22 protein-coding genes are annotated in these 25,709 nt (G+C 42.8%); 12 read left to right on the forward strand and 10 right to left on the reverse strand.

Annotated features, from left to right (window positions below; all coding sequences use genetic code 11):
• The first annotated feature begins 343 nt into the window (after positions 1-343).
• Positions 344-1,585: an HD-GYP domain-containing protein gene (locus AYW75_RS10595; protein ID WP_067099238.1), complete on the forward strand. Its 1,242-nt coding sequence runs from the start codon at positions 344-346 to the stop codon at positions 1,583-1,585.
• A gap of 54 nt (positions 1,586-1,639) precedes the next feature.
• Positions 1,640-2,581 carry a D-2-hydroxyacid dehydrogenase family protein gene (locus tag AYW75_RS10600; protein WP_067099240.1) on the forward strand — a complete coding sequence of 314 codons (942 nt, stop codon included), beginning with the start codon at positions 1,640-1,642 and terminating at the stop codon, positions 2,579-2,581.
• Positions 2,582-2,630: 49 nt separating this feature from the next.
• On the opposite strand, the gene cpxA is transcribed toward AYW75_RS10600, so the two are convergent.
• Together cpxA and AYW75_RS10610 are read right to left on the reverse strand one after the other, a co-directional pair.
• Positions 2,631-4,040, reverse strand: coding sequence for an envelope stress sensor histidine kinase CpxA (cpxA, locus tag AYW75_RS10605; protein WP_067099241.1), 1,410 nt, complete (start codon positions 4,038-4,040; stop codon positions 2,631-2,633).
• Positions 4,040-4,732 carry a response regulator gene (locus tag AYW75_RS10610; RefSeq protein WP_067099243.1) on the reverse strand — a complete coding sequence of 231 codons (693 nt, stop codon included), beginning with the start codon at positions 4,730-4,732 and terminating at the stop codon, positions 4,040-4,042. Before AYW75_RS10610 ends, cpxA begins: the two co-directional genes overlap by 1 nt.
• Positions 4,733-4,919: 187 nt before the next feature.
• Between AYW75_RS10610 and AYW75_RS10615 the strand changes: the two genes are divergently transcribed.
• A complete protein-coding gene (locus AYW75_RS10615; protein WP_067099245.1) occupies positions 4,920-5,423 on the forward strand; it encodes a Spy/CpxP family protein refolding chaperone in 504 nt (167 codons plus the stop codon).
• A 205-nt stretch (positions 5,424-5,628) separates the two neighbouring features.
• Entirely contained in the window at positions 5,629-6,552 is a 924-nt protein-coding gene (locus AYW75_RS10620) for an AEC family transporter (RefSeq protein ID WP_231886198.1), read from the forward strand.
• Positions 6,553-6,923: 371 nt separating this feature from the next.
• Here the strand turns inward: AYW75_RS10620 and gntR are convergent, their stop codons facing one another.
• The 6 genes from gntR to AYW75_RS10650 all read right to left on the reverse strand — a co-directional run bounded on the left by gntR (position 6,924) and on the right by AYW75_RS10650 (position 12,782).
• The gene (gntR, locus tag AYW75_RS10625) at positions 6,924-7,943 is read right to left on the reverse strand and encodes a gluconate operon transcriptional repressor GntR (RefSeq protein ID WP_067099248.1); all 1,020 of its coding nucleotides are present in this window, start codon (positions 7,941-7,943) and stop codon (positions 6,924-6,926) included.
• A gap of 139 nt (positions 7,944-8,082) precedes the next feature.
• Positions 8,083-8,577 carry a gluconokinase gene (locus AYW75_RS10630; RefSeq protein WP_067099250.1) on the reverse strand — a complete coding sequence of 165 codons (495 nt, stop codon included), beginning with the start codon at positions 8,575-8,577 and terminating at the stop codon, positions 8,083-8,085.
• 91 nt (positions 8,578-8,668) lie between these two features.
• The gene (locus tag AYW75_RS10635) at positions 8,669-9,985 is read right to left on the reverse strand and encodes a TRAP transporter large permease (RefSeq protein WP_067099252.1); all 1,317 of its coding nucleotides are present in this window, start codon (positions 9,983-9,985) and stop codon (positions 8,669-8,671) included.
• A gap of 1 nt (position 9,986) precedes the next feature.
• A complete protein-coding gene (locus AYW75_RS10640; protein ID WP_067033836.1) occupies positions 9,987-10,538 on the reverse strand; it encodes a TRAP transporter small permease subunit in 552 nt (183 codons plus the stop codon).
• A gap of 93 nt (positions 10,539-10,631) precedes the next feature.
• Positions 10,632-11,648, reverse strand: a complete 1,017-nt coding sequence (locus tag AYW75_RS10645) for a TRAP transporter substrate-binding protein (protein WP_067099254.1) — start codon at positions 11,646-11,648, stop codon at positions 10,632-10,634.
• Positions 11,649-11,885: 237 nt separating this feature from the next.
• Positions 11,886-12,782: a LysR family transcriptional regulator gene (locus AYW75_RS10650; protein WP_067099256.1), complete on the reverse strand. Its 897-nt coding sequence runs from the start codon at positions 12,780-12,782 to the stop codon at positions 11,886-11,888.
• Positions 12,783-12,888: 106 nt separating this feature from the next.
• Here AYW75_RS10650 and AYW75_RS10655 point away from each other — a divergent pair, with 106 nt between their 5' ends.
• The 4 genes from AYW75_RS10655 (at position 12,889) to AYW75_RS10670 (ending at position 19,653) form a co-directional block, all read left to right on the forward strand.
• A complete protein-coding gene (locus tag AYW75_RS10655; protein WP_067099257.1) occupies positions 12,889-13,206 on the forward strand; it encodes a DMT family transporter in 318 nt (105 codons plus the stop codon).
• A gap of 112 nt (positions 13,207-13,318) precedes the next feature.
• Complete coding sequence (locus AYW75_RS10660; protein WP_067099259.1) at positions 13,319-14,155, forward strand: inositol monophosphatase family protein; 837 nt, start codon at positions 13,319-13,321, stop codon at positions 14,153-14,155.
• Positions 14,156-14,395: 240 nt separating this feature from the next.
• The gene (locus AYW75_RS10665; RefSeq protein ID WP_067099260.1) at positions 14,396-18,736 is read left to right on the forward strand and encodes a PAS domain S-box protein; all 4,341 of its coding nucleotides are present in this window, start codon (positions 14,396-14,398) and stop codon (positions 18,734-18,736) included.
• Entirely contained in the window at positions 18,733-19,653 is a 921-nt protein-coding gene (locus AYW75_RS10670; RefSeq protein WP_067099262.1) for a GGDEF domain-containing response regulator, read from the forward strand. Before AYW75_RS10665 ends, AYW75_RS10670 begins: the two co-directional genes overlap by 4 nt.
• A 114-nt stretch (positions 19,654-19,767) precedes the next feature.
• Here the strand turns inward: AYW75_RS10670 and leuA are convergent, their stop codons facing one another.
• Positions 19,768-21,444 carry a 2-isopropylmalate synthase gene (leuA, locus tag AYW75_RS10675; RefSeq protein ID WP_067099263.1) on the reverse strand — a complete coding sequence of 559 codons (1,677 nt, stop codon included), beginning with the start codon at positions 21,442-21,444 and terminating at the stop codon, positions 19,768-19,770.
• A 188-nt stretch (positions 21,445-21,632) separates the two neighbouring features.
• Between leuA and AYW75_RS10680 the strand changes: the two genes are divergently transcribed.
• A complete protein-coding gene (locus AYW75_RS10680; RefSeq protein ID WP_197478947.1) occupies positions 21,633-22,106 on the forward strand; it encodes an Lrp/AsnC family transcriptional regulator in 474 nt (157 codons plus the stop codon).
• A gap of 77 nt (positions 22,107-22,183) precedes the next feature.
• Positions 22,184-22,789, forward strand: a complete 606-nt coding sequence (gene ribA, locus AYW75_RS10685; RefSeq protein ID WP_067099267.1) for a GTP cyclohydrolase II — start codon at positions 22,184-22,186, stop codon at positions 22,787-22,789.
• Between the two features lie 72 nt (positions 22,790-22,861).
• Here the strand turns inward: ribA and AYW75_RS10690 are convergent, their stop codons facing one another.
• Positions 22,862-24,094: a DEAD/DEAH box helicase gene (locus AYW75_RS10690; protein ID WP_067099269.1), complete on the reverse strand. Its 1,233-nt coding sequence runs from the start codon at positions 24,092-24,094 to the stop codon at positions 22,862-22,864.
• Between the two features lie 156 nt (positions 24,095-24,250).
• Between AYW75_RS10690 and AYW75_RS10695 the strand changes: the two genes are divergently transcribed.
• Positions 24,251-24,805 carry a DUF1415 domain-containing protein gene (locus AYW75_RS10695; RefSeq protein WP_067099271.1) on the forward strand — a complete coding sequence of 185 codons (555 nt, stop codon included), beginning with the start codon at positions 24,251-24,253 and terminating at the stop codon, positions 24,803-24,805.
• Between the two features lie 67 nt (positions 24,806-24,872).
• The gene (locus AYW75_RS10700; RefSeq protein WP_067099273.1) at positions 24,873-25,709 is read left to right on the forward strand and encodes a CvfB family protein; all 837 of its coding nucleotides are present in this window, start codon (positions 24,873-24,875) and stop codon (positions 25,707-25,709) included.

The following is a 25,709-nucleotide window of genomic DNA, read 5'->3' on the forward strand; positions in this document are numbered from 1 at the left end:
CGTTTATATATTATGGAGGTGTATTGGACAGTATAGACTTGAGGTCATTGTGTTTTAAGTACGTTGGGTGACTAAATAAAATCACTGAGATGTACGTTGAGGTATTTATATCAAGCTATTTAAGCTGATTTAAAAGAAAGTGCATATTGAGATAATAGTTAAAGGTAGTGAGATAGGTTGGTAATTCAGTTGTCCTTATAGAGTATATTGCAGTGGAAAGCTAAATTTTCTCTTCTTAGGTTTCTGGTCGTAAATATAGTTATAGAGCTTTATTTAAGGAAACCTTAATCCTGCTTGTTGTATATTAAAATATTTGTGACTTTGTATCGTTAGGGAGTGGAGGATGGACTTTGCACGAAAAGCGCTTAAACGTGTTGTGCTTGTTAGTTTAGTTGTGAGCGTTATTGCTGGCTATGTAGCTTGGCAAGTTGCAGTAGAGAGTGCGGAGCGCGAATCCATTGATCTTACCTTGGAGGTCTCAATCGACACTATTGAGTATTACGAGTTGATAGCCGCCCCAGAAAATACGCTTAGCAAGGTTGCAAAAGTAGTGACTGAGGATTTAGTTGTGGGTTGGTTTGATGTTGTTGAGCTATACGATGCTAAGGGTCAGGAGTTAGCCGGTTCTGTAACTGAGCGTGGTGAGTCTATTGAGGCGCTTCTACCTGTTCATTATGCACCAAGCTATGAAGAGCCATCGTATGAGAGTATCACAACTAAATCAGGAGAGTGGGTGCTAAGGAATTTCATTCCTATTTACTCGGGCAATGTATTATGGGGATATCTTGAAGGTGTTAGGGTAGTCCCAGATTGGCAAAAAAAAGATATAAGAGACTATTCTTTTGTAGTTGCTTTGCTATCTGTTGCTGTAGCTTGGTTATGTGGGTTGTTTATTTACCCAATAATTGTTTTTTTAAATCGAGAGCACATTCGCCAAACAAAAGATATTCAGCAAGGTAGTTTGGATATGATGTTTGCTTTGGGTAAGGCAATCTCTTTGCGTGATTCTGATACCGGTGCTCATAATTATAGAGTTGTGTGGATATCGGTAGAACTGGCTGAACGTCTCGGATTAAGTACTGCTCAAATTAAGTCACTTATATTAGGTAGTTATCTTCACGATATCGGTAAAATTGCCATCACAGATGCAATCATGCTGAAGCCGGGCCGATTGACCTGTGACGAAATGGAAATCATGAAGGCGCATGTCAAAGAGGGTGTCGAAATGGTCAAGGGAATTGATTGGTTAGAGGCAGCTATTCCAGTTATTGCTTGTCATCATGAGAAATGGGATGGAACCGGCTATCCAGTAGGTTTAATCGGTAATCAAATCCCTTTAGTTGGTCGTATTTTTGCAGTGTCAGATGTGTTTGATGCATTGTGTTCAGAGCGTCCATATAAGCCCGCTTTCGACTATAAAAAAGCGTTTTCAATTATTAAGGAAGGTGCAGAGTACCATTTTGATCCCAGTGTTGTGAGCGCGTTTGAAGATATTTCTGAGGAGCTGTACGAACGTTTAAAGGATGCTGATGAGGAGTTATGTCGAGCATTAATGTTAGAGAAAATAAAGTATTATTTTTTCTAGTCTTCTAATATGGTGTGTACTGATTCGCAAAGATTAGATATTGGGAGGTGGCACTTGAAAATTGCTGTATTGGATGATTACCAAAATGCTGTAAAAGAATTAAACGCTTTTAAGGTTTTATGTGGTCATGATGTCATCGTTTTGAATCAGTCCTACTCTGAAGATTATTTAGTTAGTCTGTTGGTGGGAGTGGAGGCAATTGTATTAATTCGTGAACGTACAGTTATCACAGAATCATTGTTGAAAAAATTACCTGACTTGAAGGTTATTAGTCAAACAGGAAAGGTGTCTAATCATATCGATGTAGCGTTATGTCAGCGTTATGGAGTTGAGGTATTAGAGGGCGTTGGCTCACCTGTTGCGCCAGCAGAGTTGTGTTGGGGTTTAATAATGTCCGCTTCACGCTATATCCCGCAGTATGCCAATGCCTTACGAAGAAATCTGTGGCAAGAATCTAATGGGCTCGGTCTGGGTCGTACCTTAAAAGGTCTAACGCTAGGAATCTGGGGTTACGGAAAAATCGGTAAGCAAATTGCGCGTTATGCGCAGGCTTTTGATATGAAGGTGTTGATTTGGGGGGGTGAGTCTTCTCGTGAGCAGGCTATAAAAGATGGTTTGTCAGCTGCTTCTTCGAAAGCAGACTTCTTTGCTCATGCTGATATTATTTCTCTCCACTTACGTTTGAGTGAGCGCTCAAGAGGGTGTGTAACAGCGGAGGATTTAGCGTTGATGAAGCAAGATGTGCTGCTGGTAAATACAAGTCGTGCGGAGTTGATTGAGCCAAGTGCGCTGTTCGATGCATTACAACATTTTCCCGCACGCCATGCAGCGATTGATGTATTTGATGAGGAGCCTGCCCAATTAGTTAACGAGCCTCTATTGATGCTGGATAATGTGACGGCCACACCTCATATTGGTTATGTTGAGCAAAACAGTTACGAGCTCTATTTCGGTGTGGCTTTTGAAAACTTGGTAAATTGGGAAGAGCAAAGGTAAATGTGCCAATCTATGAGCTAAAGATAAATAAAGTATATTATTTATCATTTTACTCTAGTGGCAGTTCGACGGTAACCTTTAGACCGCCTAAGTCGCTTTGTGACGCTTCGATTGAGCCATTATGCTGTCGAATGGCATTTTCAGTAATAGCGAGCCCTAATCCGCGGCCTCCACTATGAGCATCCCTTGCTGTAGAAACACGATAGAACGGACGGAAAATTGCTTCGCGCTCCTCTTTTGGTACGCCGTCTCCATCGTCTTCAACGGTTAGCATTAAGCGGTTCGAATCTACCTGCATATTGATCAAGATTGTTGTTTTGCCGTAATAGATGGCGTTTCTAGCAATGTTTTCCAATGTACTCATCATGAGCTGAGGATGGCACAATAATGCTCTATCTGGAATGGTATTATAAGTAAGCGACTTTTCCATTTGTTCGGCTTCGTACTGGGTGTCTTCGAGTAGCGCTTCCCATAGGCTAGCTAGCGGCTGGCGCTCGCGGTTAATATGGCTGTCAATCTGCATCCGAGATAAATCGAGCAGATTGCTGATCATGGATTCTAGGCGCTGGGTTTCAGTATCAATTCGAGTGAGCTCAGGACTTTGGCCTTGTTTGCGCTGTGCTAATGAATTGGCCATACGTAAACGAGTCAAAGGAGAGCGAAGCTCGTGAGATATGTCTGATAGTAGTCGCTGTTGACGTGAGATCATCTGATTCACGGCTTTGACCATTTGATTAAAGCTAGCACCTGCTTGGCGGAACTCTGAGGTGCCTTTTTCTAGGCTCGGGTCGATATCAAACTCACCTCGGGCAACTCGTTTCGCAGCACGTTCCAAGCGACGAGCAGGTTGGCTTAATGCCCACGCCAGCCATAATAGTAGAGGCGTGCTGATGAGCATGGTGGCGAGTAACAGTTGAAATGGATGATCGAACAGTTGAATTAAGAAGCTAGGAGGACGGCTCCATTTGACGCCTACATACAAATAGTAATCCGTTTGTGCGAGTCGAATTGGAATGGGGCCAGATAGCATGTAGCGACCATACAATTTTTGCTGCGGAATATTTACGTTTTCAATGTTCGTCACTAGATTTCGGACTGCGCGCTCTTCGGAGGTTGGCCGGCCTTGCAAAGATAGAATGTCGCCATCTGCATCGGTAATAAAAAAATCAAAACCGGAGTCACGGCGCTTGTCAGAACTGCGGTGATCATCATGCTTGTTATTGCGACGATTGCTTGAAAGTTGTGAGACGATGAATTCGATGGAGCTTTGATCGGCAAAGTGTAGCTGGATTTTATCGCGGGCTTGAATCAAACGTTGATAATAGGGAGCAGGTATATCGCTTACTTTTCTTGGGTCAAAGTGCGGTAATGAAAGAACCGCCATTAATACTAGAAACATGGTAAACCAAAATATGGCGAAGATACGGCCATACAAACTGGCTATTTTTGGTAAGCGCATTATTCATCGCCTTCTGTTAAGAGATAGCCTCGACCTCTAAGTGTTTTAATGCGTGCTTTGCCGTTGTTCCAATCTGGTAGCTTTTTTCGAAGATTCGACACATGCATGTCTACAGCACGATCAAATGGAGCAAGGCGTTTTCCAAGTACATCGAGGCTGAGTGTTTCTTTGGTAAGAATTTGGCCGGGATGTAAAATGAAATGATGTAGCAATGCGAATTCGGTGCTGGTCAGCTCCAATAGGGTGTCGCTACAGTAAGCCTCGAGTTTGCCTGGGTAAAGCTTGATGTCGAAGTAGTCTACCGCCGCAGGTGAGGATGATTCTTGATGATGGCTTTGTGAGCGCCTTAAAATAGCTCGTATTCTGGCCAGTAATTCGCGTTCACTAAAAGGCTTGGATAAATAGTCATCAGCGCCCAATTCAAGACCGACTACACGATCAATTTCTTCTCCTTTTGCTGTCAACATCAACACTGGCGTGTCTGATGTTTCGCGAAGTCGCTTTAGGGTATCCAGACCATTTAACTTTGGCATCATCATATCCAGTAAAATGATATCAACTTTACTGGATAGCATTTCTAAGCCTTCTTCACCGTTGCTGGCGACCGAAACGGCAAAGTTTTCATACGTTAGAACTTCAGAAAGCAGTTCTGTTAATTCGGTGTCGTCATCTATAAGAAGAATGTTGGCCATGCGTGATTATTGTTAACCCATTAATACGGTTTAGATCTAGTTAGTTTACTGATAAATATAAACAAGCGTCATGTCTTTACGATCTTTTACGTTGCGCGGACGTTGCTTTACCTTGAAGAACTTATTCTAGATTTATGTGCTGTGAAGACAGCCTTATACACAGTATCTTATTGAAGGAAAAGAAATTATGAATATCCGTAAAAAAATGATGGTTGTAGGTTTGGCGCTTCCTCTAATGCTTGGTACGGCCAGTGCGTTCGCTGGCGGTAAAGATCATGATAAAAAAGGACGTGATCGTTGTGGGTCTGATGCTCACCTTATGCATAAACTTGATTTAAGTGATAAACAGCAAGATCAATTGAAAGCATTGCGCCTGTCGGCTCGTGAAAACATGAAAGCTCATCATGAATCAAAAGAGGGTGTTCGATCATCGCATCGTCAAGAGGCAGATGAGTTGGTCATGGCCGATAAGTTTGATAAAAAAGCGGCTGAGAAGTTTGCTCAAAATATGGCGGATCAGCAAGCTAAAGTGATGGTGCAGCGCATGATGGCGCAGCATGAAATGTATGGTGTGCTAACGCCTGAGCAAAAAGAGCAATTTACAGCATTGAAAAAAGAGGTATCTGATTCATGCAAAAGTGATAAGCCTCGTCATGCTAAGAAGCATCGCGATGTTAACAAACACGACTAAGCGTAACATTCGTAAATACCAGTAAATGTATGAAATAGGGCGCGCCCTGCTTCGATAGAAGTGGGGCTTTTAGTATTATGAACAGTACGCTATTTTGAATATAGGTATGCAATTATGAATTGCCGCTTTATATTTCTAAATGGTTGTTTAGGGTAACATTAGGATCTTTACATCCTCTCAAAGGTAAGGATTTGCTTTGGACGTCGTGCTTAATATTACCGCTCCTATCTTCTTTCTTATCTTATTAGGCTTCGCTGGCACGCGGTTTGAACTGTTGCCCAAAGAGGCGCTGCCAGCGTTGAGTCGTTTTGTTCTTTATTTTGCCTTGCCATCGGTGATGATTACCAAGATATCTGCGCTCGATTTAAGAGCTGTTGTCAACGTACCGTATATGTTTGTGTATGCACTAGGTGGGCTGGTGGCTTTTTTCATAACAGTAGCGATTGTTCGTTACGGGTTAAAAGAAGGTTGGAGTGTGGCGGCGGTTAGTGGCATGGGGGCGATGATGCCCAACAGCTCCTTTATTGGTTTTCCAATTCTACTTCAATACCTAGAAAATGCGCCCGCCCAAGCGTTTGCTATGGCATTGGTCGTGGAGACCATTATTTTCTTGCCTTTAGCGCTGATGTTAATTGAATCTTTTTACAATCATCAGCCAGGTATTGGGAAGCAGGTGTTTGTAAAAGTATTAAAGCGTATTGTACGCAATCCCATTATTTTGTCAGTTTTTGCTGGGGTGTTGTTGTCATTATTAGGCCTGCGTTTGCCTCATTTTATTAGCAGCAGTCTTGAGCTTCTCTCAATGGCTGCGGCACCGAGTGCGCTGTTTGTGATTGGTGGCTCCTTGGTAGGCGTGTCTATTGCTGGCAGCAAAGTTAGAACGCTGATCGTTGCTAGTATTAAATTGTTAGTATTCCCTTTGGTTGTTTTTATTAGCTTACAGGCTTTTCCGGATATGCCTATAGAGCTTCAAGTTTCGGTACTTGTTTTTGCGGCTATGCCGATGTTCAGTATTTTCCCGATTCTAGGTGGTGAATACGGGCAACGAAGCTTTTGTTCAAGCACCTTATTAGTGACGACTGTGTTGTCGTTCTTTAGTATCAGCGCATTATTGTTGTTGTTACATTGAGTTAGAAATGTGCGTGTTGGAAAGGTTTATACTAGGCCAGCTCAATTCGCTATTTCTTTAAATTGTCGTAAATAGTGAGAAGAAAGGCGTATTTGGCAAGATCTTACGGGCAATAACCGCCTATTATTACTCTCGACATCGCGTCATATATTTGCTCTGCCCGATATTGTATGCGAAGTCCTCTATGGAATGGTGATCTATTTCGATCGCTTTCAAATGGTTGTCTAGCTTTCATAAATGGGGGATTGCTAGGTGACCGCAGACGAAGTGTCCTTTTACACTGAGTATGCCGAAAGTGATTAACGTCACCCTTTAAGGGAAGTATGCGCGACTCTTCAACACCCCGCATACTTCCCTTTTTTTATTCCTTCTTAGTTCTTCTTTATCTGAATTTTCCTGATGCTTTCGCCACATTCAATTTCGTAGGCCAATTCAATCACCGAGGCGTGTCGCGCTTCTCCGTGAATATTTTTAAGTAATTGTTGCGCGGCTAAGCGTCCCATTTCTTCTCGCGGCGTTACGACTGTTGCTAGCAGTGGAACCATTGCTCTGGCGATATCGTGGCCATGGAACCCCGCGATACCTATGTCTTCTGGTACTCGTAACCCTTTCTTTTGGCAAGCATACAAAGCGCCGATGGCTAGGTCATCATTGGTGCAAAAGATGCCATCAATATTAGGATACTCAGACAGCACTTCTTCTAGGAATTTCGCACCTAAGGTAAACGATGAAGCTGATTGGGTTTCTTTGACCGCAGCCGTTAGGCCATTGGCCGTCATTGCTTGCTTGTAACCTGCAATTTTTTGCAAGGTACGTTCATCCATTCGTGCAGCAAAGTAGACGATATTGCGGTGACCATGGTTAATCATGGTTTGCGTCATTTCACGAGCTGCTGCGCTGTTGTTGATGCCAATGATATTCAGCGGGCTGGTCGATGTGGAGTCCATGATTTCGATGACGGGGATGCCAGCGTTCTCAAGCATCTTTTGAGCTTTGAGTGTGTGTTGGCTTTCTGAAATGATTAAGGCATCAACGTTATAGGACAACAGTGTTGCAATGCGTTGCTCTTCTAATTCTTGGCTGTAGCCAAAGTGAGCGAGCATGGTTTGGTAGCCTTCGGGCTCTAGGACAGTTTCGATACCACGAATGACTTCTGCAAAGACTTGGTTTGTTAGTGATGGTAGCAATACACCAACGGCGTGGCTTTTGGATTTAGAGAGAATGTCTGGCGCGCGATTAGGGATGTAGCCTAAGTCGTCCAATGCGTGTTGAATTTTATCGCGTAGTGAGTCAGATACTTGATCTGGTTTGCGGATAAAACGGCTCACGGTCATTTTAGTGACACCGACTCGTTCGGCCACATCTTGAAGTGTAGGGCGCTTTTTCTTCATCCTGTTAGGTCTTTTTCAAAGTGTTGTTAGCGGTAACATTACCACATAGAGGGTTCAGAACGTATCGACCAGACACCAAAAAAACAATCAATAATAAGAAGTTAGCTGACACTTGCGCTTTGCAGTATCAGCTATCAGGTTATCGTAATGCCAGTTCTGATATGCTTTTCGAAAAGACATCATCAAGCGAATGGCGAATATCGATTGCAATCACATCCGGCTCGTTCTCTGGCTCTACTAAGGTTTCAAATTGACTTTCCAGCATACTCTTTCCATTAAAGTAATGGCCATCACGTTTCTGGTGACGCTGCCAAATAGTGTCGAAATCACCTTGTAGATAGACAATGGCAAGGCCGTCAATATTGTTGCGCAAAATATCACGATAAGATGGCTTTAAACTCGAGCATGCCACCACCGCTGAATCGTTATCTCGTAGAATGTGATTAAGCGTGTTTAACCAACCGTAACGATCCTCGTCTGTGAGCGGAATACTTTGACGCATCTTTTCGACATTGTTCTCACAATGATAATCATCGCCATCGAAAAAAGGAAAACCGTAATGGTCTGCGAGTTTTTGTCCCATAGAGGACTTACCGCATCCAGAAACCCCCATTACAATGATTTTCTTTATCATATTAGTGTCTCTCCTGCGAAGCACGTGGTCGTGCTTCGCGATATCTGTAGATGTAGCAATTGAGTGGTTCTATACAAAAATATAAGCGTCTCTATTTCCACCAGATTGCGAGCTGAGGGAAGAAGATCACCAATGCCAGTACCATCACTTGAAGGGCGATGAAAGGCAGCAATGAGCTGAAAATTTCTCCTAAGCTAATGTCTTTTGGTGCAACCGATTTAAGATAGAAGGCTGCGGGGCCAAACGGCGGTGATAGAAAAGACACCTGCATGTTTAGACAGAACACAACACCAAACCAAACGGGGTCTAGTCCAAGATTGGTAATGATTGGCACAAAGATTGGCATGGTTAACAGCGCAACGCCGACCCAATCCAGGAACATCCCTAGTACCAGTAAGATCACCATCATGATCAATACGGTGCCCATAACGCTGCCGCCAGATAGGGATAGGATCGTCTCTTCTACAAAATCAATGCCGCCCATAAGGTTATAAACGCCAACCAATGCTGTTGCACCGATGCCGATCCAAATGATCATGCCGCAGGTGCTCATGGTCGCTTTAGCACTTTCCTTGAGCATGTCGAATGTTAATTCGCCTCGGATCCAAGCGCTGAAAATAATTCCGACAACACCCAGAGCGGAGGCTTCGGTCACCGAGGCGATACCGGTATAAATACTGCCTAACACTACGGCTACGGATAGGATGGGAAAGAATAGCGCTTTGAAATAGTTTGTGTTCTGGTCTTGAGCCAGCTCTTCGTCACTCGGAAGTGGGGCGTATTCTGGGTGCATACGACTGATGATGAGTACATAAGCCATATAGGAAAAGGCTAGGATCAAGGCGGGTAAAAAAGCCGACTTAAATAAATCGCCAATAGACACACTTGCTGTTAGGCCATAGATAATCAGCACGATACTGGGTGGCAGCATGGTGCCGAGTGCACCGCCAGCACAGGTCGTGCCGATCGCCAATTTTCGGTTGTAACCAAGGCGTAGCATTTGTGGCAGTGCAAGAATGCCCAATAAGACAGTCTCACCACCGATTACCCCTGACATAGAGGCAAGTATGATCGCGACCACTAAGGTCTGGACGGCGACACCGCCACGCACCTTGCGGCCAACGACTTTCATGGCATCGAATAAGTCTCTGGCAATGCCAGAGCGGTCGAGTAAGGCGGCCATGAGCACAAACATGGGTACGGCCAAAAAGACATAGCTGCCAACAAAGCTGTATAAGCGGCTAGTGACCAAGGGTAGAGCATCAATTCCAAACCAGCCGACGGCAAAAATGAGTGCCACCAGTCCTGTTACCATGGCCAACTGCATACCTGTAAGCAACAGTAGGATCATGGAAACTAGCATTAGTAGGCTGCCGTAGCCTATGCCCAAAGCGGATAAATCAAACATGCTATGACTTCCTTAGGTTCAGTATTTCTTGGATTAGGTGCAGAGCAAACTGAACCCACATCACGCACACGGTTATGAAGATGGTGATTTTCACGTAGGCAGGGAATGGCGGGTTCCAAGCAGAGCCGGATGTTTCAAAATGAATGTCGCCAAAAGGGGAAAAAATAGCACTTTCGGTCATTTGATACGCCGCATAGGCAAGTAACCCTGCAAAAATAAGCCCCATGATATGATGGAAAACATTCAAATATTGACGGGTGCGGTCTGAAACAGCATCGTAAATGAGGACTACGCGCACGTGTTTGTTGGTGGCTAGAGCATAGATGCCACCAAATACGAATAAACAGCCACCGATAAATGAAGCCGATTCGTGGACCCACATGGTCGGGGCATTAAACACATAGCGCATGACAACTTCGTAAAAAGAGATGCCGACGGTAAATAAAAACAGCAAGCTCAAGGCGTTACCAAGGCGTACGATGGCTTTATCTAATAGGTTTCGCGGCTGTTCTGTTGGATCTTCTGTCTGCGGAATAGGAGTATTTTTCTTCATGGGGTAGGGTCCAGTTTAAAACAGGCGCTAGGAAATCGGCTTATGACCGGTTGTCCAGCGCCTGTTTTGTTTGGCATCAAGGCTTCTTAGGTGTTAAAGAAGGCCGTTTTCTTCTAGGTAAGTTGTCACAGAGTCATACACTTTTTGTGCATTTGGAGACTCTTTTGCAAACTCTTCCCATTGCGTACGAGCGATCGCTCGGAATTTTTTACGTTCTTCTGCAGACCAATCATGAATAGTGATATTTGGGTCTTCTTGAGCCGCTTTAACGGCTTTCTGATCCGCAATACGAAGCTGTGTTGTAATATCGTTGGCGAAGTCACGTACTGAAACGGTCATGATGGCTTGCAGATCTTCAGGCAGCTTGTTCCATTTCTTCAAACTCATTGAGATATCAATCAATGGTAATGAATGGAAACCTGGCTGAACGGGATGGGGAGCAATATCATTCATGCCCGCTTTTTGGTTTGTCGAAAATACAGTGTAATCTGCGGCATCAATAACGCCTTTGCTAAGACCTGTGAAAACTTCAGAACCTGGTAAGTTAACGGGTGTTGCACCGGCTGCCGCGAATACTTTTTGCACCAAACCTTCAGGAGCGCGAAGTTTAAGGCCTTTTAGGTCATCAACACCGTCTAAAGGTACGCGCGAAACGAAGGACTCTACGCCCGTCGTTGAGCCACCAATGAACTTTACACCATAGGGTGCGTACAGTTCGTTCATTAGTTCGTAGCCGCCGCCATAATTAATGTATTGCAATAATTGGCTTGTATCAGACCAAGCACCAACGGTATTGCCAATTAAACCGAACGCTGCATCTTTACCCGAGAAAAACTCAGTTGCCGTTACTTGGCCATCAAGAATGCCCATTTTAATACCGTCCAAAGTTTCTGTGTGTTTGAACACACTGCCGACAGGTAATAGGTTGATTTTGATGCGACCGCCTGACATTTCTTCCACGCGCTCAGTCCACTCTTTCTGAACTTGGAAATTTTTGTCGCCAGATGGGTCTGATGATTGGAATTTAAAGGTGAAATCAGCAGCCAGTGCAGATGTTGAAAGTGCGCCTGCAATCGTGGCAGTAAGTAACGTCTTAGCAAATTTGCTCATGATGTTTTCCCGCTATTTATTGTTTTGAAGGAAGATAAAGTCACAAGTGACGAAGGTATGTTACCGGTAACTTTTACGAATGTTACCGGTAACTTTTGCTGCTCGTCAACAGCCATTTATAGAAAATATGAGTCTTAGTGAGCGCTGCTTCTCTGAGCGTTCTAGAAACCTATAAAAATTAACGAGTTAGATAATTAGAAAAATACTGCGATGGAAGAAAGTGAGAAATCGGATCGTTTAACTCAGGCATTGGTCTTTTAACATAACGCGTTTTAGTTCATTTTGTAGCCAAGTTAATGCAGGTCCTTTGGTAAGACCTCTGGGCCAGATAATATCAATAGGGGCTTGCCAAGTTTGATGATCAAAGCTGACATCAAGCTTAATAAGTTCTTTTTTATCAATATAGGGTTGGGCTAAGTAAAGCGGAAGATAACTCCAGCCAATGCCTTGTTTCACTAATGTAAGTGCGTTAAGCGTGCTTGAGCACCACCATACGTTAGGTGTCACGCTCATCAACATTGGGGATTCCAATTGCTGGCTGCCACGTATGGCAATTTGCCGATAGGGGTATAAATCGGGTTCGTTAATGCTTTCTCGTCGTGCCAGTTCATGATCAGGGTGACAGATGGGAACCATTGGTATCTGGCCAATGTAACAGAAATCCACTTCTTTGATGGCACTAATTTCAGAGACCATAATGCCAAAAGAAGCCTGATTATTAAGTAGTAGTGGAATGATGTCGGGTGAGGGATGAGTTTGAATGTCTAGTTGCGTATAGGGGAATTTATGACTGAAAGTGGCTAAGACAGAGGCAACGGCAGGTGTCATCAAAGCATCGTCTAATGCAATCCGTAAATTACTTTCTTCTTGTTGGTTGATCGCTTTAGCCATTTGTACAAACTCTTCCGATTGCGCTAGTAAGGCTTTTGCGCTGCGATAAAGGCGTTCGCCAGCAAGAGTCAGCGTGGGCTTTCGAGTACTACGATCAAACAGCTCGACATCTAGATCAATCTCAAGTGCGCTAATGGCGTGACTGACTGCTGATTGGGCTTTTCCTAGGCGTCTAGCGCAGGCGGAAAAGGACCCTAAGTCGGCGGATAGTACTAACATACGGATGTGTTCTAAATTTTGCATATCTAATAAATCGATAGTAACTAACTTTCAACCATCATATATCCAGATATTATAAAGGGCAATACGGCATGTTTGCTGGGCACAACTGAATAAGTGGAGGTGGATAATGGGGTGGATATATTTGTTGTTGGCTGGACTGACTGAGATTGGTTGGCCATTAGGTATGAAGATCGCGCAAGAATCGTCTATTAAATGGCCCGGTCTGTTGATGGCTGTATTTTTTTTAATCACCAGTGGCTTATTGCTATGGCTAGCGCAAAGAGATATTCCAATGGGGACAGCTTACGCTGTTTGGACTGGCATTGGTGCTGCGGGTACGTTCATTGTTGGGGTGATGTTTTTCAACGATCCTACCTCGCTTATTCGATACTTAGGTATTTTATTGATTATCAGCGGTGTTATCGTTCTTAAGTTGGCTCACTAATGATAATTATGGTGGTTTATTTTGTAGTGGGTTACTGGCTGTAATATAGTTTTTACTAAATAGCAGTATTGTTGTACCCACATTTTACTTTAAGCCTGACGAGGGGATTGTTGTGTTATCCAGAGAAATTAAAGATGCTGTCATTGAGATTATTCGTGACGTGGCGAGAGAAGAAATACTGCCTCGGTTTCGTGAATTGTCTGACGATGCTATCTCAACCAAATCTGGCTTTGATGACCTAGTAACTGTCGCCGATTTGGCGGCTGAAAAAGCGATGACACAACGTTTTCAAGATCTAATTCCAGATGCTCAAATAGTGGGAGAAGAATCTGTTGCTGCAGATGAAAGTGTATTAGACAAACTTGATTCCCAAGAGTTGGTTTTTGTTATTGATCCAATTGATGGCACATGGAATTTTGCTAATGGGCTGTCAATTTTTGGTGTATTGATTGCAATCGTTTATCAAGGTGAGACGATTTTCGGGGTGCTATACGATGTGGTAAACGATGATTGGGTCGAAGCCTCGAAAGGAGAAGGCGCTTGGTTTGTTCGACCAGGAGAGGCACCTCGTCCATACCGTATTGAAGAGCAGACAACTGACATCAAATTAGTCGGCTTTTTTTCCCCTTTCTTGTTTAAAAACTCCGAGCGTCGCTTAAAGGCGGCAGATTTGCAGCCTAAGTATGCACGAACCATTGCACTTCGTTGCTGTTGTCATGAATACCGTACTTTACTTAGAGGTAATGTTGATTTTTCAGTGAGCCCAAAAACGAATGCATGGGATCATGCTGCAGGCATCTTAGCCTATCAAGAGGCCGGTGGGGTAGTCCGTATGTTAGATGGTCAAACCTATCGGCCTGCAATCCGTAAAGGTGTCATTGTCGCGGGAAGAAACACAGCAGTGGTTGACGCTATTTGTAGAGATGTCTCTCCGATAGTGGCTGACTAAACGCTAAAACATAAATATCGATAAACCATTCTTTATACGTTTAAGACCCCCATGTAAAATTAAAGACATACAAATTTGTGTGTCTTTAATTTTTTTTAGTATTGGCTGCTATATTAAATAACATACTTGCTTTGACCGTGCTGTATTGCAGGGTGTGGCGAAACCTTGATGTTGCCGTGCTTTGTCGGTAAAAAGTTAGTATAGATGTATTGAATTAAACGATTAGGCCATAGTAACTAAATGACTTTAACAAACGTGCCCTTTTGCTCAGAGCCCATTCATTGGACAGACTCTTTTTCTGGTGTCTTTTCAAAGCTTTATTCGTTAGCCAGTTTGTTTGAAAGAACAGGCGCTATTTCCCATTGGTCAATGGTGATGAAAAACGGTGAGGGCTTATACATTGAAGAGGGCGTTATTCAGTCAATGTCGGTATCTTCGTTTAAGTCACTTGAATGGTTTGAGTTGAACGAAATTGCCTACTTAGGCGTTCCTTTGTACGTAGACTCACAATTTATTCAAGACTCCCTCCCTGTAATTTCAGCACTTATTCCGACCGTAAAAGAAATTGAGCAAGATGCCTTGTTTGAGGAGGTTGTTAATATTGCTGACAGTTTACCCTTGTTGGTGTCTTACGTAGATCGTGATTTACGTTATCAATATGTTAATAATCGTTATGAAAAGACTTTTAATCTGCCAAAAGCCGAAATTGTTGGCAAAGAAATTTGGACTGTTATAGGAGATGAGCAGTTTCGTAAAGTCGAGCCTTCTCTAAAAAAAGCGTTGGCTGGTGAGTCAATAGAGATGCAGTTATCGGCTGTTCATCAGTTCAGTTCTGGTGCTAAGACTGATCGCCACATTATTTGTAACTATGAACCTCGGTATGAAAATGATGAGATTGTGGGGGTTTATGTATCTGTTCGAGATCAAACACCCTTAAAGCGAATTACGCAAGCTCTGAAGCGTTTCTATGAATTAACATCACAGACTGGATTATCGCTTGCAGAGAAAGTAAATGAAGTATTGGCTCTTGGCTGCGAAATTTTAAACTTACCTGTTGGAATAGTGAGCAATGTCGAAGAGCAGAGATATTTGGTTGCTTACAGTCATTCGCCCAATGGTGAACCCTTGCCAGGTACCCAATTTGAGCTAGGCGATTGTTATTGTGTGCATACATTGCATCGAGATCAAGTCACTGGTTTTCATCATGCTGGCAAAAGTGACATCGCAACTCATCCTTGTTACCAAAATTTTAAGTTGGAAGCTTACTTGGGTGTTTCATTAAAGGTGAATGGTGTAGTTGAGGGAACCCTTAATTTCTCTGGATTAGAGCCAAGAGAAGAAGACTTTAGTGAAGATGAATATGAGTTAGTTAAGTTATTTGGTCAATGGGTTGAAAATGAGTTAACTCGAGAAAAGACCAGGCAATCGATTATTGCGGCTGAACAAAAGCAAAGGTTGATTTTAGGGGCTGTCAGTGACGGCATAGTCGGAATTGACCGATCTGGTTGCATTACTTTTATGAACTTAGCCGCTGCGAAGCTAATGGATGTTGATGTAAATAGCATGATGAGTGAATCCATTCTTTGTTTGCTTGGCAAGTCTAAAGAGATAACCGATGAAATTTCCCATATTGAAAGCCTCATTGTCAAAGCGATAGAAAACGATGAAAAATTGTCGAATATTGATACTGATTTTTGTCGTAAAGACGGTTCTTCTTTGGCCGTAAAGTTTTCTTTTACTCCCGTATTGCAAAAATCAGACGATGACGTCAGCTATGTTTTAACGTTTCAAGATATTACTCTGCAAAAGCATGCACAAGATGCATTATTGACTCAGATGGAGCTTTTTAAGTCCCTGTTTGTGAATGCTCCGGAAGCTATTGTGGTATCGGACATCAATCGACGCATCGTCATGGCAAATCCGCATACGTTAGAGTTGTTTAGTTATCAAGAAGATGAATTGGTAGGGCGTACACCTGACTTTTTATACGCTGATAAAGAGGGGTTTGAGCGTGTAGGTCTAGCTTACGACTCTCCTAATATACCAGATCGTGAAGAATATAGGATGGTGTACAAGCGCGCTGACGGTTCAGAGTTTGTTGCAGATAATGTACGCAGCAAAATCACTGACTCTGAAGGCAATTTAAAAGGCTTTATTGTGCACGCCCGTGACATCACAGCCCGTCTTGCAGTTGAGGAAGATGTCGTAAGAACGAAAGATCGTTTAAGTGTGGCAACAGCGGCAGCGGGAATAGGTGTATGGGAGCGTGATGTAAATAGTGAAACCATTTGGCTAGATAAGCGTATGTGTGAATTGTATGGTTTGGAATATACGGAAGCACCCAAAGCATACGAAGAATGGGCGTCCTTGATTCACCCTGAAGATCTTATGCATGTCCAGAAAGCTTCTTCACAAGCGCTTGATGCGAAAAAAGTATTAAGTGCTGAGTTTAGAATTGTCAGAAAAGACGGATCTGTTCGATATATCAAAGCCCATGGGCGCGCTGCGTTCGATAGTAAGGGGTGTCCAACGCATTTATTTGGTACAAATTTAGATGTGACCCAACAATACGAAACAGAGTTAGTTTTAAGAAATGCTCGTGAAGAAGCCATTCGAGCAAGCCAGGCAAAAAGTAATTTTTTAGCCACCATGTCTCATGAAATTCGAACCCCTTTAAATGGTGTGCTCGGAATGGCCGAAATCCTTGCTGGTTCTGCGTTAACAAAACAGCAGCATAATCAATTGGATATTATTCGTAACTCAGGGGAAGGTTTGCTGGAGCTGATTAATGAAATATTGGACTTTTCAAAAATTGAAGCTGGTCATTTAACCATTGAATCGATGGACTTCGACTTAGAAAAGCTAGTGTATGACTTATCACAACTATTAGTGATTAAGGCAGAAGCGAAAAATATTGATTTGCTTGTAAAGTTTGATGTTAACGAGATGCCCTTGGTTCGTGGCGATGCTTATCGAATACGACAAATATTGATGAATTTGGTTGGAAATGCGATCAAGTTCACCGAAACGGGTCATGTTTTAATCTTGGTGCGTACAAAGCAACAGACAGGTAGCCCTGGTATTCAAGTGACTCTTGATGTTCAAGATAGTGGCATTGGCATTTCTGATGAAGCTCAAGGTCAGCTTTTTCAGGCTTTTACTCAAGCAGATAGCTCAACCACGCGTAAATTTGGTGGCACAGGTCTTGGACTTGCGATTACAAAGCAATTGGCAGAGCTAATGGGTGGAACTGTCGATGTAAACAGTGAATTAGGTAAAGGGTCCACGTTTTCCGTTACGTTACCGCTTGAAGTCATAGATCAAGTGGTAACGGATAAGCCTCGTAAGGTGCAAGAGTTTTCAAAAATTTTAGTTGTCGATGATAATACAACGAATCTTGCGATTCTAAAGAACCAGTTAGAGCAATGCGATTTAAATGCATTCTATGAACAAGATTCAATGGTAGCTTTAGAGCGTATATTAGATGCAGCAAATCAAAATGAGCCCTACGATGTGCTTATTTTGGATTACTTAATGCCTAATATGGATGGCTTGGAGCTTTGTCATCATCTGCGTGAACAGTTGGATAAAAAAGATTTCCCTAAAATTTTAATGATTTCTTCCGCAGGGAATTTGGAAAATCAAGATATGAATGGCGCTGGTATTAATGTTTGTTTGAATAAACCTGCAAGTATTCAAGATTTGAAAAGAGGACTCAGCAGTTTAAGTAGTTCTAGCGTTAATACTGAGTTTATTAAGTTATCCTTATATCAGGATGATAATCATAAAAATTTAGAGTCTAGGGAACAATTGTCTGCTTCTATTCTTGTGGTTGAAGATATGAAAGCAAACCAAGCAGTAGCAAAGGGTATGCTTTCGCAAATAAATGTGAACGTTATAATTGCAGAAAATGGTGTAGAGGCCATTGAATATTGGCTGAAAGAGAAACCTGATCTAATCTTAATGGATCTGCATATGCCGAGAATGGACGGAATAACGGCAATCAAACAAATTCGTGAAAGAGAAATAGATACAGGTCAGCGTGTGCCTATTCTAGTCTTGACGGCGGACATTCAACCAGAGAAAGTCACCGAAGTTCAAGAGGCGGGGGGTGATGGCTTTATTTCTAAGCCTTTTCGAGCCAATGACTTAATAAGTACTGTCTCTTCTTGGTTGGAAAAAACTGAAACATCATCTGAAATCGGAAGTGAAAATATGGACTTATCAAAACCTGAAAATAATAATTCCTTAGATGAGAGCGTGCTGTCCTCCCTTGAAGAAATTTTAGGGGACCAAGTGCAAGATATTGTCATGGCTTTTTTACAAGATGCTGAAGAAGTAGTTGTAGGTCTAGATGACGCGTTAGCTAATGACAACATCGACGGCATGTTTCGTCCCGCACACAGCCTTAAATCAGTTGGCGCTAATGTAGGTGCGATGGAGTTGAGTCGTTTAGCTGCGGCACTTGAGAGTCAAGCGAAAGAGGGTAAGGTTTCTGAGCCTGCCCTTTTTGTCGATCAGATAAAACAGGAACTCTCAAATGTTAAAGCTCAACTACAAAGACTAGGAAGGCTTCCTTGAAGATACTGATAGCGGAGGATGCACCTTCAGATCGTATGTTATTAAGACTTCATTTAGAAAAGCTGTGCCATGATGTTGTGGAAGTGAGTAATGGAGAAGAGTTATTCAAATACTTTAAACATCATAGCAGCGATTTAGATCTGTTAGTGGTTGATTTAAATATGCCTTATAAAACAGGTGAAGAAGCGGTCGATGAGATCCGTAATTTACAAGGCAACTATGATGCCAGCTGGGTTCCTATTATTATATTAAGTGGTTCAGATTCTGATGACGATGTGCTGCGTTGTATACAGGCTGGTGCTGACGATTACTTAACTAAGCCCATTCAGCACAAAGTGTTGGCGGCTAAGCTTTTGGCGATGACTCGTTTAGCGGAAATGCGTAAACGTCTGGTTTCAGCAAATATGCGCTTAGAAGCTTTATCAACAACTGACTACCTTACAAGTTTGCCAAACAGACGATCGTTTGAAAAAAATTTAGCAGAAGAAATGGCGAAATCTTATCGCCACGATCAAAATTTGAGTGTTGCTATCTTCGATATCGATCATTTTAAGCAGATTAACGATACCTATGGTCATGAAGGTGGGGATGTTGTTTTAAAAGAAATAGCAGCACGTTTTAATCGGTTTAAACGTGCAGGCGATGTGTTTGGTCGTATTGGTGGAGAGGAGTTTGGTTTGTTTCTTCCTCACACAACTTCGCAAGAAGCAATCACTGCTTGCGAGCGTTATCGTAAGCTACTATCAGCGAATAAGTTTACATATGACTCATTTGTAATTGAACTGACAGTAAGTGTAGGTGTATGCACTTATGAAAATGAAAAAACTCAACTTGAGCTAATCAAATGTGCTGATGAAGCATTGTATCAAGCGAAACATCAGGGAAGAAACCGAGTTGTTTTTCAGCAGGTCAAATAGTGAATGCTAACGTTGCGCACATAAAAAAAAGCCGAGCAGGGTAATGCTCGGCTTTATTGTTTCTGGGGCAATGATTTTGTCGCTTCCCCCAGATTCAAACTCACATAGCGGGGGTTATGCCACGTTTGCTTGCTCGTTGGCGCTGGCAACTTTTTGGTTTACAGTTGCTAGCACAGCTTGAATGGAGGCTGACACGATGTCGTTATCGATTGCGACGCCATTGAAGCGATCGCCATCAATATTGGCTTGAATATAAGCAATCGCTTGAGAGTCACTGCCATTTGTTAGTGCGTGCTCTTGGTACTGTACGATGTCTACACGAATGCCAAAGTGACTGCTTAGCGCCGTTGTGAAAGCCGACAATGCGCCATTCCCTTCGCCCTCAATGCTGATAGAGCCATCTTTGTGCGTTAGTTCAGCGGTTACTGAGTCGTGATCTTTCTTGCTTAGCTCGTAGTTTCCTAAAGCATAAGGCGCGTTAGCCGTCATGAAGCTTTCTTCAAATAGGCGCTTCATGTCAGCAGATTTTACAACACCACCGTCTTCTTCAGAGAAGCGTTGAACAATAGGGCTAAGCTCAACTTGCAACCAACGAGGTAATGCTAAGCCGTACTCTTGCTCTAGTGCAAATGCAACGCCGCCTTTACCTGATTGGCTATTTACGCGGATGACTTCTTGGTAGCTGCGACCAACGTCCATAGGGTCAATTGGCAAGTAGGCAACATCCCATGCTTTATCTTCTGTTTGGTGGGCCAAGCACTTCTTAATCGCATCTTGGTGAGAGCCAGAGAATGCTGTGAACACCAATTCGCCAGCGTAAGGGTGGCGTGGATGAACGGGAAGCTGTGTGCATGACTGAACTACGCTGACAATACGGTCCATATCACCTAATGACAACTTAGGGTCAACACCTTGGCTGTACATGTTCATCGCAATGGTCACAACGTCCATGTTTCCGGTACGTTCGCCATTGCCTAACAATGTGCCTTCGATACGATCAGCACCCGCCATTAAACCAAGCTCTGCAGCAGCAACGCCACAGCCACGGTCGTTATGTGTATGCAAGCTAACAATAATGCTTTCGCGGTTTTTAACATTACGGCAAAAGTATTCGATTTGGTCTGCAAAGCGGTTTGGCGTCGTCACTTCAACGGTAGCAGGTAAGTTAATAATGCACTTACGCTCAGGGGTCGGCTGCCACACATCAATAACAGCATCACAAACTTCCACTGCGTAGTCTGTTTCAGTACCAGTGAAACTTTCTGGAGAATACTGAAAGACCCATTCTGTACCAGGGTTTTTCTCCGCATGGTCTTTAACGCACTGAGCGCCTTTTATCGCGATTTGCTTAATGCCTTCTTTGTCTAGGCGGAACACTTGTTCACGTTGAGTGGTCGACGTTGAGTTATAAACGTGAACAACGGCTTTTTTAGCACCTTTCAAAGATTCGTAGGTACGCTCGATTAACTCAGGTCGTGCTTGAGTCAATACTTGAATATATACGTCATCAGGCACTTGGTCTTCTTCAACCAACCAGCGAACAAAATCAAAGTCTAATTGTGAAGCCGCAGGAAAGCCTACTTCGATTTCTTTAAAGCCTACGTCAACAAGAAGTTTGAAGAATTCTTTCTTTTGTTCCACTGTCATCGGCTCAACCAATGCTTGGTTACCGTCACGCAGGTCTACACTTGCCCAAAGTGGTGCAGTGGTAATTTCTTGGTCTGGCCAAGTGCGATTTTCTAAGGCAACCGGTGTAAACGGACGATATTTAGTGTGATCAAAAGAACTCATATTCTTTTCCTTCCATAAAATGAGTAGGCGGGTAGCCTATGTAGATTGAGATGCGGTTAGCATCTTTCGACACAAATAGTGTAACCAAATTCTATCGGAAAATGATTGCGTTTTAACTATTAATTAAAGGTGTTTTTGGAATAAAATTGCTCAAATTGTTATTTTTTAAGTAGAGGCTGCTTATGAAACTGGACTTGGATAAAATTGACGTGCGCATTTTGCAAGAATTGCAGCAAGATTCTAGCTTAACTAATCAAGATCTTGCTGATCGCGTCGGTCTTTCCCCCTCGCCTTGCCTACGTCGAGTGAAGGTCTTGGAAGAGAGTGGCATAATAGATCGAAAAGTAACTTTGTTAAAGCGTTCCGAACTTGGGCTCAAATTAACGGCTTACATTCAAATCAGCATGGATCGACATACACCGGACCGCTTCAGTGTTTTTGAAGAGCAAGTTAATTCTTTCCCCGAGGTGCGTACTTGTAATTTGGTTACAGGACAAAATTGTGATTATTTACTTGAAGTTGTGGTCGAGGATATGGAGGATTACCACGATTTTCTGTTAGGGCAGTTAACTCGTATTCCTGGAGTGAGCGGTGTGCAGTCAAGCTTCTTATTACGTAGCGTGAAAGAGAATACCTCTTTGCCATTAGGACACTTAATTTAGTTTTCCTTACTCAGGGGGTTGAAAACACTTTATAATGCTCGCATATAGAGCATAATTTTTGTAAGAGAGCAGTATCAATGGATCAATTAACGGTTAAACGTCGAGTAGTGATTCCGGTGCGAGCTGGCGACGTCATGGCCGAATTCATTTCTTTTAATGGCGATGAAAGCGGTAAAGAGCATATTGCTATTTCATTTGCAGGCACAACGACAGAGAAAAATGACATACCGCTTGTGCGTCTTCATTCAGAATGTTTGACCGGCGATGTATTCGGTTCCGGACGTTGTGATTGTGGAGAGCAATTGGATGAGGCGATTGATCGCATTAACGTCGAGGGAGGTTACATTCTGTATTTGCGTCAAGAAGGGCGTGGCATTGGTTTGTATGCAAAGTTGGATGCTTATGCATTACAAGATCAAGGTTACGATACTTATGAAGCAAATGAAATGTTGCACCTACCTGATGATGGACGAGATTTTTCTATAGCAGCGCGCATGCTTCAGGCATTAGGTGTGGAGAAGGTTCGTCTTTTGACTAATAACCCCGATAAAGCAGAACAGCTTACGCACAATGAGATTAATGTGACGGAGTTAGTGCCCACGGCTGTCCATGTGAATCAGCACAATCGTAATTACTTAGAAGCAAAAGCTCGTCGTAAACACCACACATTGAAGTTTGATTGAGTCAATTAATTTAAGCATTTAAAAAGGGAGCGTTAGCTCCCTTTTTAAATGCTGGATATGAAGGGTGAAAGGTTATTTCTTTTTCTTAACCTTTTTGGCTACGGTCGCCTTTTTAGGGCTTGGTTTCTTTTTGCCTTTCGTCAAACTTGGCGATCTGATTTTGGTCTTAGGTTCCATGCCAGCAATCTTGCTAAAAGAAATTGGCGCTTGCATGTAGCGTTGAATTTTTTCCATCATCGGCAAATCATGAATATCTACTAACGAATAGCACTCGCCTGGATTGCCTTCGCGTGACGCTCGACCTGCGCGGTGAACATAGGAGTCAGCACGGCGTGGCAAGCGTACGTTAATGACTGTGTTTATCTCAGGGAGATCAATGCCTCGAGCTGCAACGTCGGTTGCTACTAGAACTTGCAAACGACCTTTCTTCATTTGCTTCAAGTGGTCATTACGATCGCTTTGCTTCATTTCGCCATGAAGGCCATCGCAGCGAAAACCCCACTTACGAATACGTTGTACCCAAACGTCAACATGGTCTCGATTGGAAACAAAGATAACGGCTTGTTGAACGCGCTCTTGACTTACAAGGTGCTTCAAAAGAGCTTCTTTGTGAGAATCATCATCTACACGAAAGGCTACTTGTTTGATCTGAGTTGGTACATTGCGCGGTGAGTCAGTCAACTGAATGATTTCAGATTCTTCTCGCAATAAAGACTTTGCAAATCGCCCCATTTTCTCGCCATCTATAGTAGCAGAGAACATGAGAGTTTGATGATCAGGTAATTGTTTTGAAAGGTGTCGAACGGTATCAATAAATCCCATGTCTAGCATGCGGTCCGCTTCATCAATTACTAGCATTGAGGTATCACTAAAATCCATCCAGCCTTTTTCGTCAAGCTCAACTAAACGACCCGGTGTTGCAACAAGAATGTCGCAAGTCTCACTAAGTTGCTGTTGTTGCATGCCGTAAGGCGTGCCGCCAACTATTAACTGCAACTTAATACGTGTATGAGTAAGCAGTTGTTCAAATACTTGAAATATTTGTCGCGCTAATTCACGACTTGGTGCAAGCACTAGTGCCTTAGGGGCAAGAGTTGAGTCTTCGCCACGATCTAATATGTGTTGTACAACAGGCGCAGCGAAGGCAATGGTTTTACCTGTACCTGTTTCGGCACAAGCAAGGATGTCTTGTGCGTCCATAGCCAATGGAATGGCGTGCTCTTGTATTGGTGTCGGCTCACTCAGGCCCATCTCTTCAATGGCTTGTGTGATAGTAAAATCCAGATCTAATTCGGAAAAGGACATGTATGCTCTCAAATGAAACGTAAATTGTGCCGTGATTGTACCATTGTCCGTTTCAATCCGTTGGTTTCTTTCATTTAATTTCAATAAATAGTGATAGTCATTAGACCGATTTTAGGGAATGAAATAAAATAGCGGAAATTATAGAGGCTTGTACCCATGCATTTAAGCGAAGAGTTAGTTGTTGAGCAAACCCAAAATTGGGTACGTTCATTCATAGTCGATATGAATGTTTGTCCATTTGCTAAACGTGAGGTTGATCGCGGTACAGTTCGATATGTTGTGATTCGTTCGCGACAGCCTAACGTAGCATTAGAAGAGTTGATGGCTGAAATTGACTGGCTTGATCAGCACCCTGAAGCCGAAACAACATTGATGATTTTCCCTACTTTGTTTTCGGATTTTTTGAGCTACTTAGACTTTGTCGACGATTCAGAACAACTCATGTTTGATCAAGAGTGTGAGGGTGTTTATCAATTAGCTACCTTTCATCCGAAGTATTGTTTTGCAGGGACGGAAGAAGATGATGTATCAAATTACACCAACCGCTCGCCGTATCCGATGCTGCATATTTTAAGAGAAGCCAGCTTGGAAAAAGCCATTGAGTTTTATGGTGATACGGCCGAAATTCCTGAGCGAAATATTAAGCTTATGGAAGAAACAGGCCATGAAGCGCTGGCGAAGCTAATACAGCAATGCATGGTCCAGCCATAAGAGACGTTTTAATTTTATAAGTGCGCGTGTATAGTGCGCGACCTTAACCAACCCCCTTGGAGTAAATATGCCAACCAATATAGGACGCATGAATTGCTTGCGCGTAGTCAAAGAGAAAGATTTCGGTGTCTATCTCGATGCTGAGCAGTTAGGTGAAATTTTGTTACCAAAACGCTATGTACCTAATGGTCTTCGTGTTGGCGATGATGTGGATGTTTTTGTTTACTTGGATTCCGAAGATGAACTGATTGCCACAACTTTAGTTCCTAAGGTTCAGGTCGGTGAATTTGCGGCATTGCGTGCTATAGCGGTTAACCAAGTGGGGGCTTTCTTCGATTGGGGCTTGGCAAAAGATCTTTTAGTGCCCTTTAGTCAGCAGAAAACCCGAGTTGAAGAAGGACAGGTTCATTTACTGTTTGTATACTTGGATCAAATTACGAATCGCATTGTTGCTACAACAAAAGTCGATCCACTGCTGAATCGTCAAGAGCCGGAATATCGTACTGGAGAGCAGGTAGACATTATTGTTGGCGATCGCACGGATATTGGTTATAAGTGCATTATTGATAGTCGCTATTGGGGCGTTCTTTTCTTTCAAGATCTTGTTGGGCGTGTATACAAAGGCGACCACATGAAAGCTTACATAAAACGCGTGCGTGAAGATGGTAAGATCGACCTAAGTTTGCAGCAAACGGGCTACAAAAAGGTCGTTACAATCTTAGACCAGATTATGGAGCACTTGGAGAAAAATGAAGGTGAAATGCATTTGACCGATAAGAGTGCGCCTGATGAAATCTTTAAAGAATTTAAAGTAAGTAAGGCGACTTTCAAAAAAGCACTGGGCGCTTTATATAAAGACCAGAAAATCAATCTTGGGAAAGACAAAATCACGCTGAAAAAATAA

Origin of the sequence: Marinomonas atlantica (genome assembly GCF_001639725.1) — a bacterium.
In the GTDB taxonomy this organism is placed as follows: Bacteria; Pseudomonadota; Gammaproteobacteria; order Pseudomonadales; family Marinomonadaceae; genus Marinomonas; species Marinomonas atlantica.

What these genes read in the sequence shown, in the direction of transcription:
- AYW75_RS10630 (WP_067099250.1), bottom strand. Translation starts at nt 8,577, where the DNA reads ATGATAAAGAAAATCATTGTAATGGGGGTTTCTGGATGCGGTAAGTCC.
- cpxA (WP_067099241.1), bottom strand. Translation starts at nt 4,040, where the DNA reads ATGCGCTTACCAAAAATAGCCAGTTTGTATGGCCGTATCTTCGCCATA.
- AYW75_RS10595 (WP_067099238.1), top strand. Translation starts at nt 344, where the DNA reads ATGGACTTTGCACGAAAAGCGCTTAAACGTGTTGTGCTTGTTAGTTTA.
- leuA (WP_067099263.1), bottom strand. Translation starts at nt 21,444, where the DNA reads ATGAGTTCTTTTGATCACACTAAATATCGTCCGTTTACACCGGTTGCC.
- AYW75_RS10610 (WP_067099243.1), bottom strand. Translation starts at nt 4,732, where the DNA reads ATGGCCAACATTCTTCTTATAGATGACGACACCGAATTAACAGAACTG.
- AYW75_RS10645 (WP_067099254.1), bottom strand. Translation starts at nt 11,648, where the DNA reads ATGAGCAAATTTGCTAAGACGTTACTTACTGCCACGATTGCAGGCGCA.
- AYW75_RS10650 (WP_067099256.1), bottom strand. Translation starts at nt 12,782, where the DNA reads ATGCAAAATTTAGAACACATCCGTATGTTAGTACTATCCGCCGACTTA.
- AYW75_RS10665 (WP_067099260.1), top strand. Translation starts at nt 14,396, where the DNA reads ATGACTTTAACAAACGTGCCCTTTTGCTCAGAGCCCATTCATTGGACA.
- AYW75_RS10635 (WP_067099252.1), bottom strand. Translation starts at nt 9,985, where the DNA reads ATGTTTGATTTATCCGCTTTGGGCATAGGCTACGGCAGCCTACTAATG.
- AYW75_RS10615 (WP_067099245.1), top strand. Translation starts at nt 4,920, where the DNA reads ATGAATATCCGTAAAAAAATGATGGTTGTAGGTTTGGCGCTTCCTCTA.
- AYW75_RS10690 (WP_067099269.1), bottom strand. Translation starts at nt 24,094, where the DNA reads ATGTCCTTTTCCGAATTAGATCTGGATTTTACTATCACACAAGCCATT.
- AYW75_RS10700 (WP_067099273.1), top strand. Translation starts at nt 24,873, where the DNA reads ATGCCAACCAATATAGGACGCATGAATTGCTTGCGCGTAGTCAAAGAG.
- ribA (WP_067099267.1), top strand. Translation starts at nt 22,184, where the DNA reads ATGGATCAATTAACGGTTAAACGTCGAGTAGTGATTCCGGTGCGAGCT.
- AYW75_RS10655 (WP_067099257.1), top strand. Translation starts at nt 12,889, where the DNA reads ATGGGGTGGATATATTTGTTGTTGGCTGGACTGACTGAGATTGGTTGG.
- AYW75_RS10695 (WP_067099271.1), top strand. Translation starts at nt 24,251, where the DNA reads ATGCATTTAAGCGAAGAGTTAGTTGTTGAGCAAACCCAAAATTGGGTA.
- gntR (WP_067099248.1), bottom strand. Translation starts at nt 7,943, where the DNA reads ATGAAGAAAAAGCGCCCTACACTTCAAGATGTGGCCGAACGAGTCGGT.
- AYW75_RS10640 (WP_067033836.1), bottom strand. Translation starts at nt 10,538, where the DNA reads ATGAAGAAAAATACTCCTATTCCGCAGACAGAAGATCCAACAGAACAG.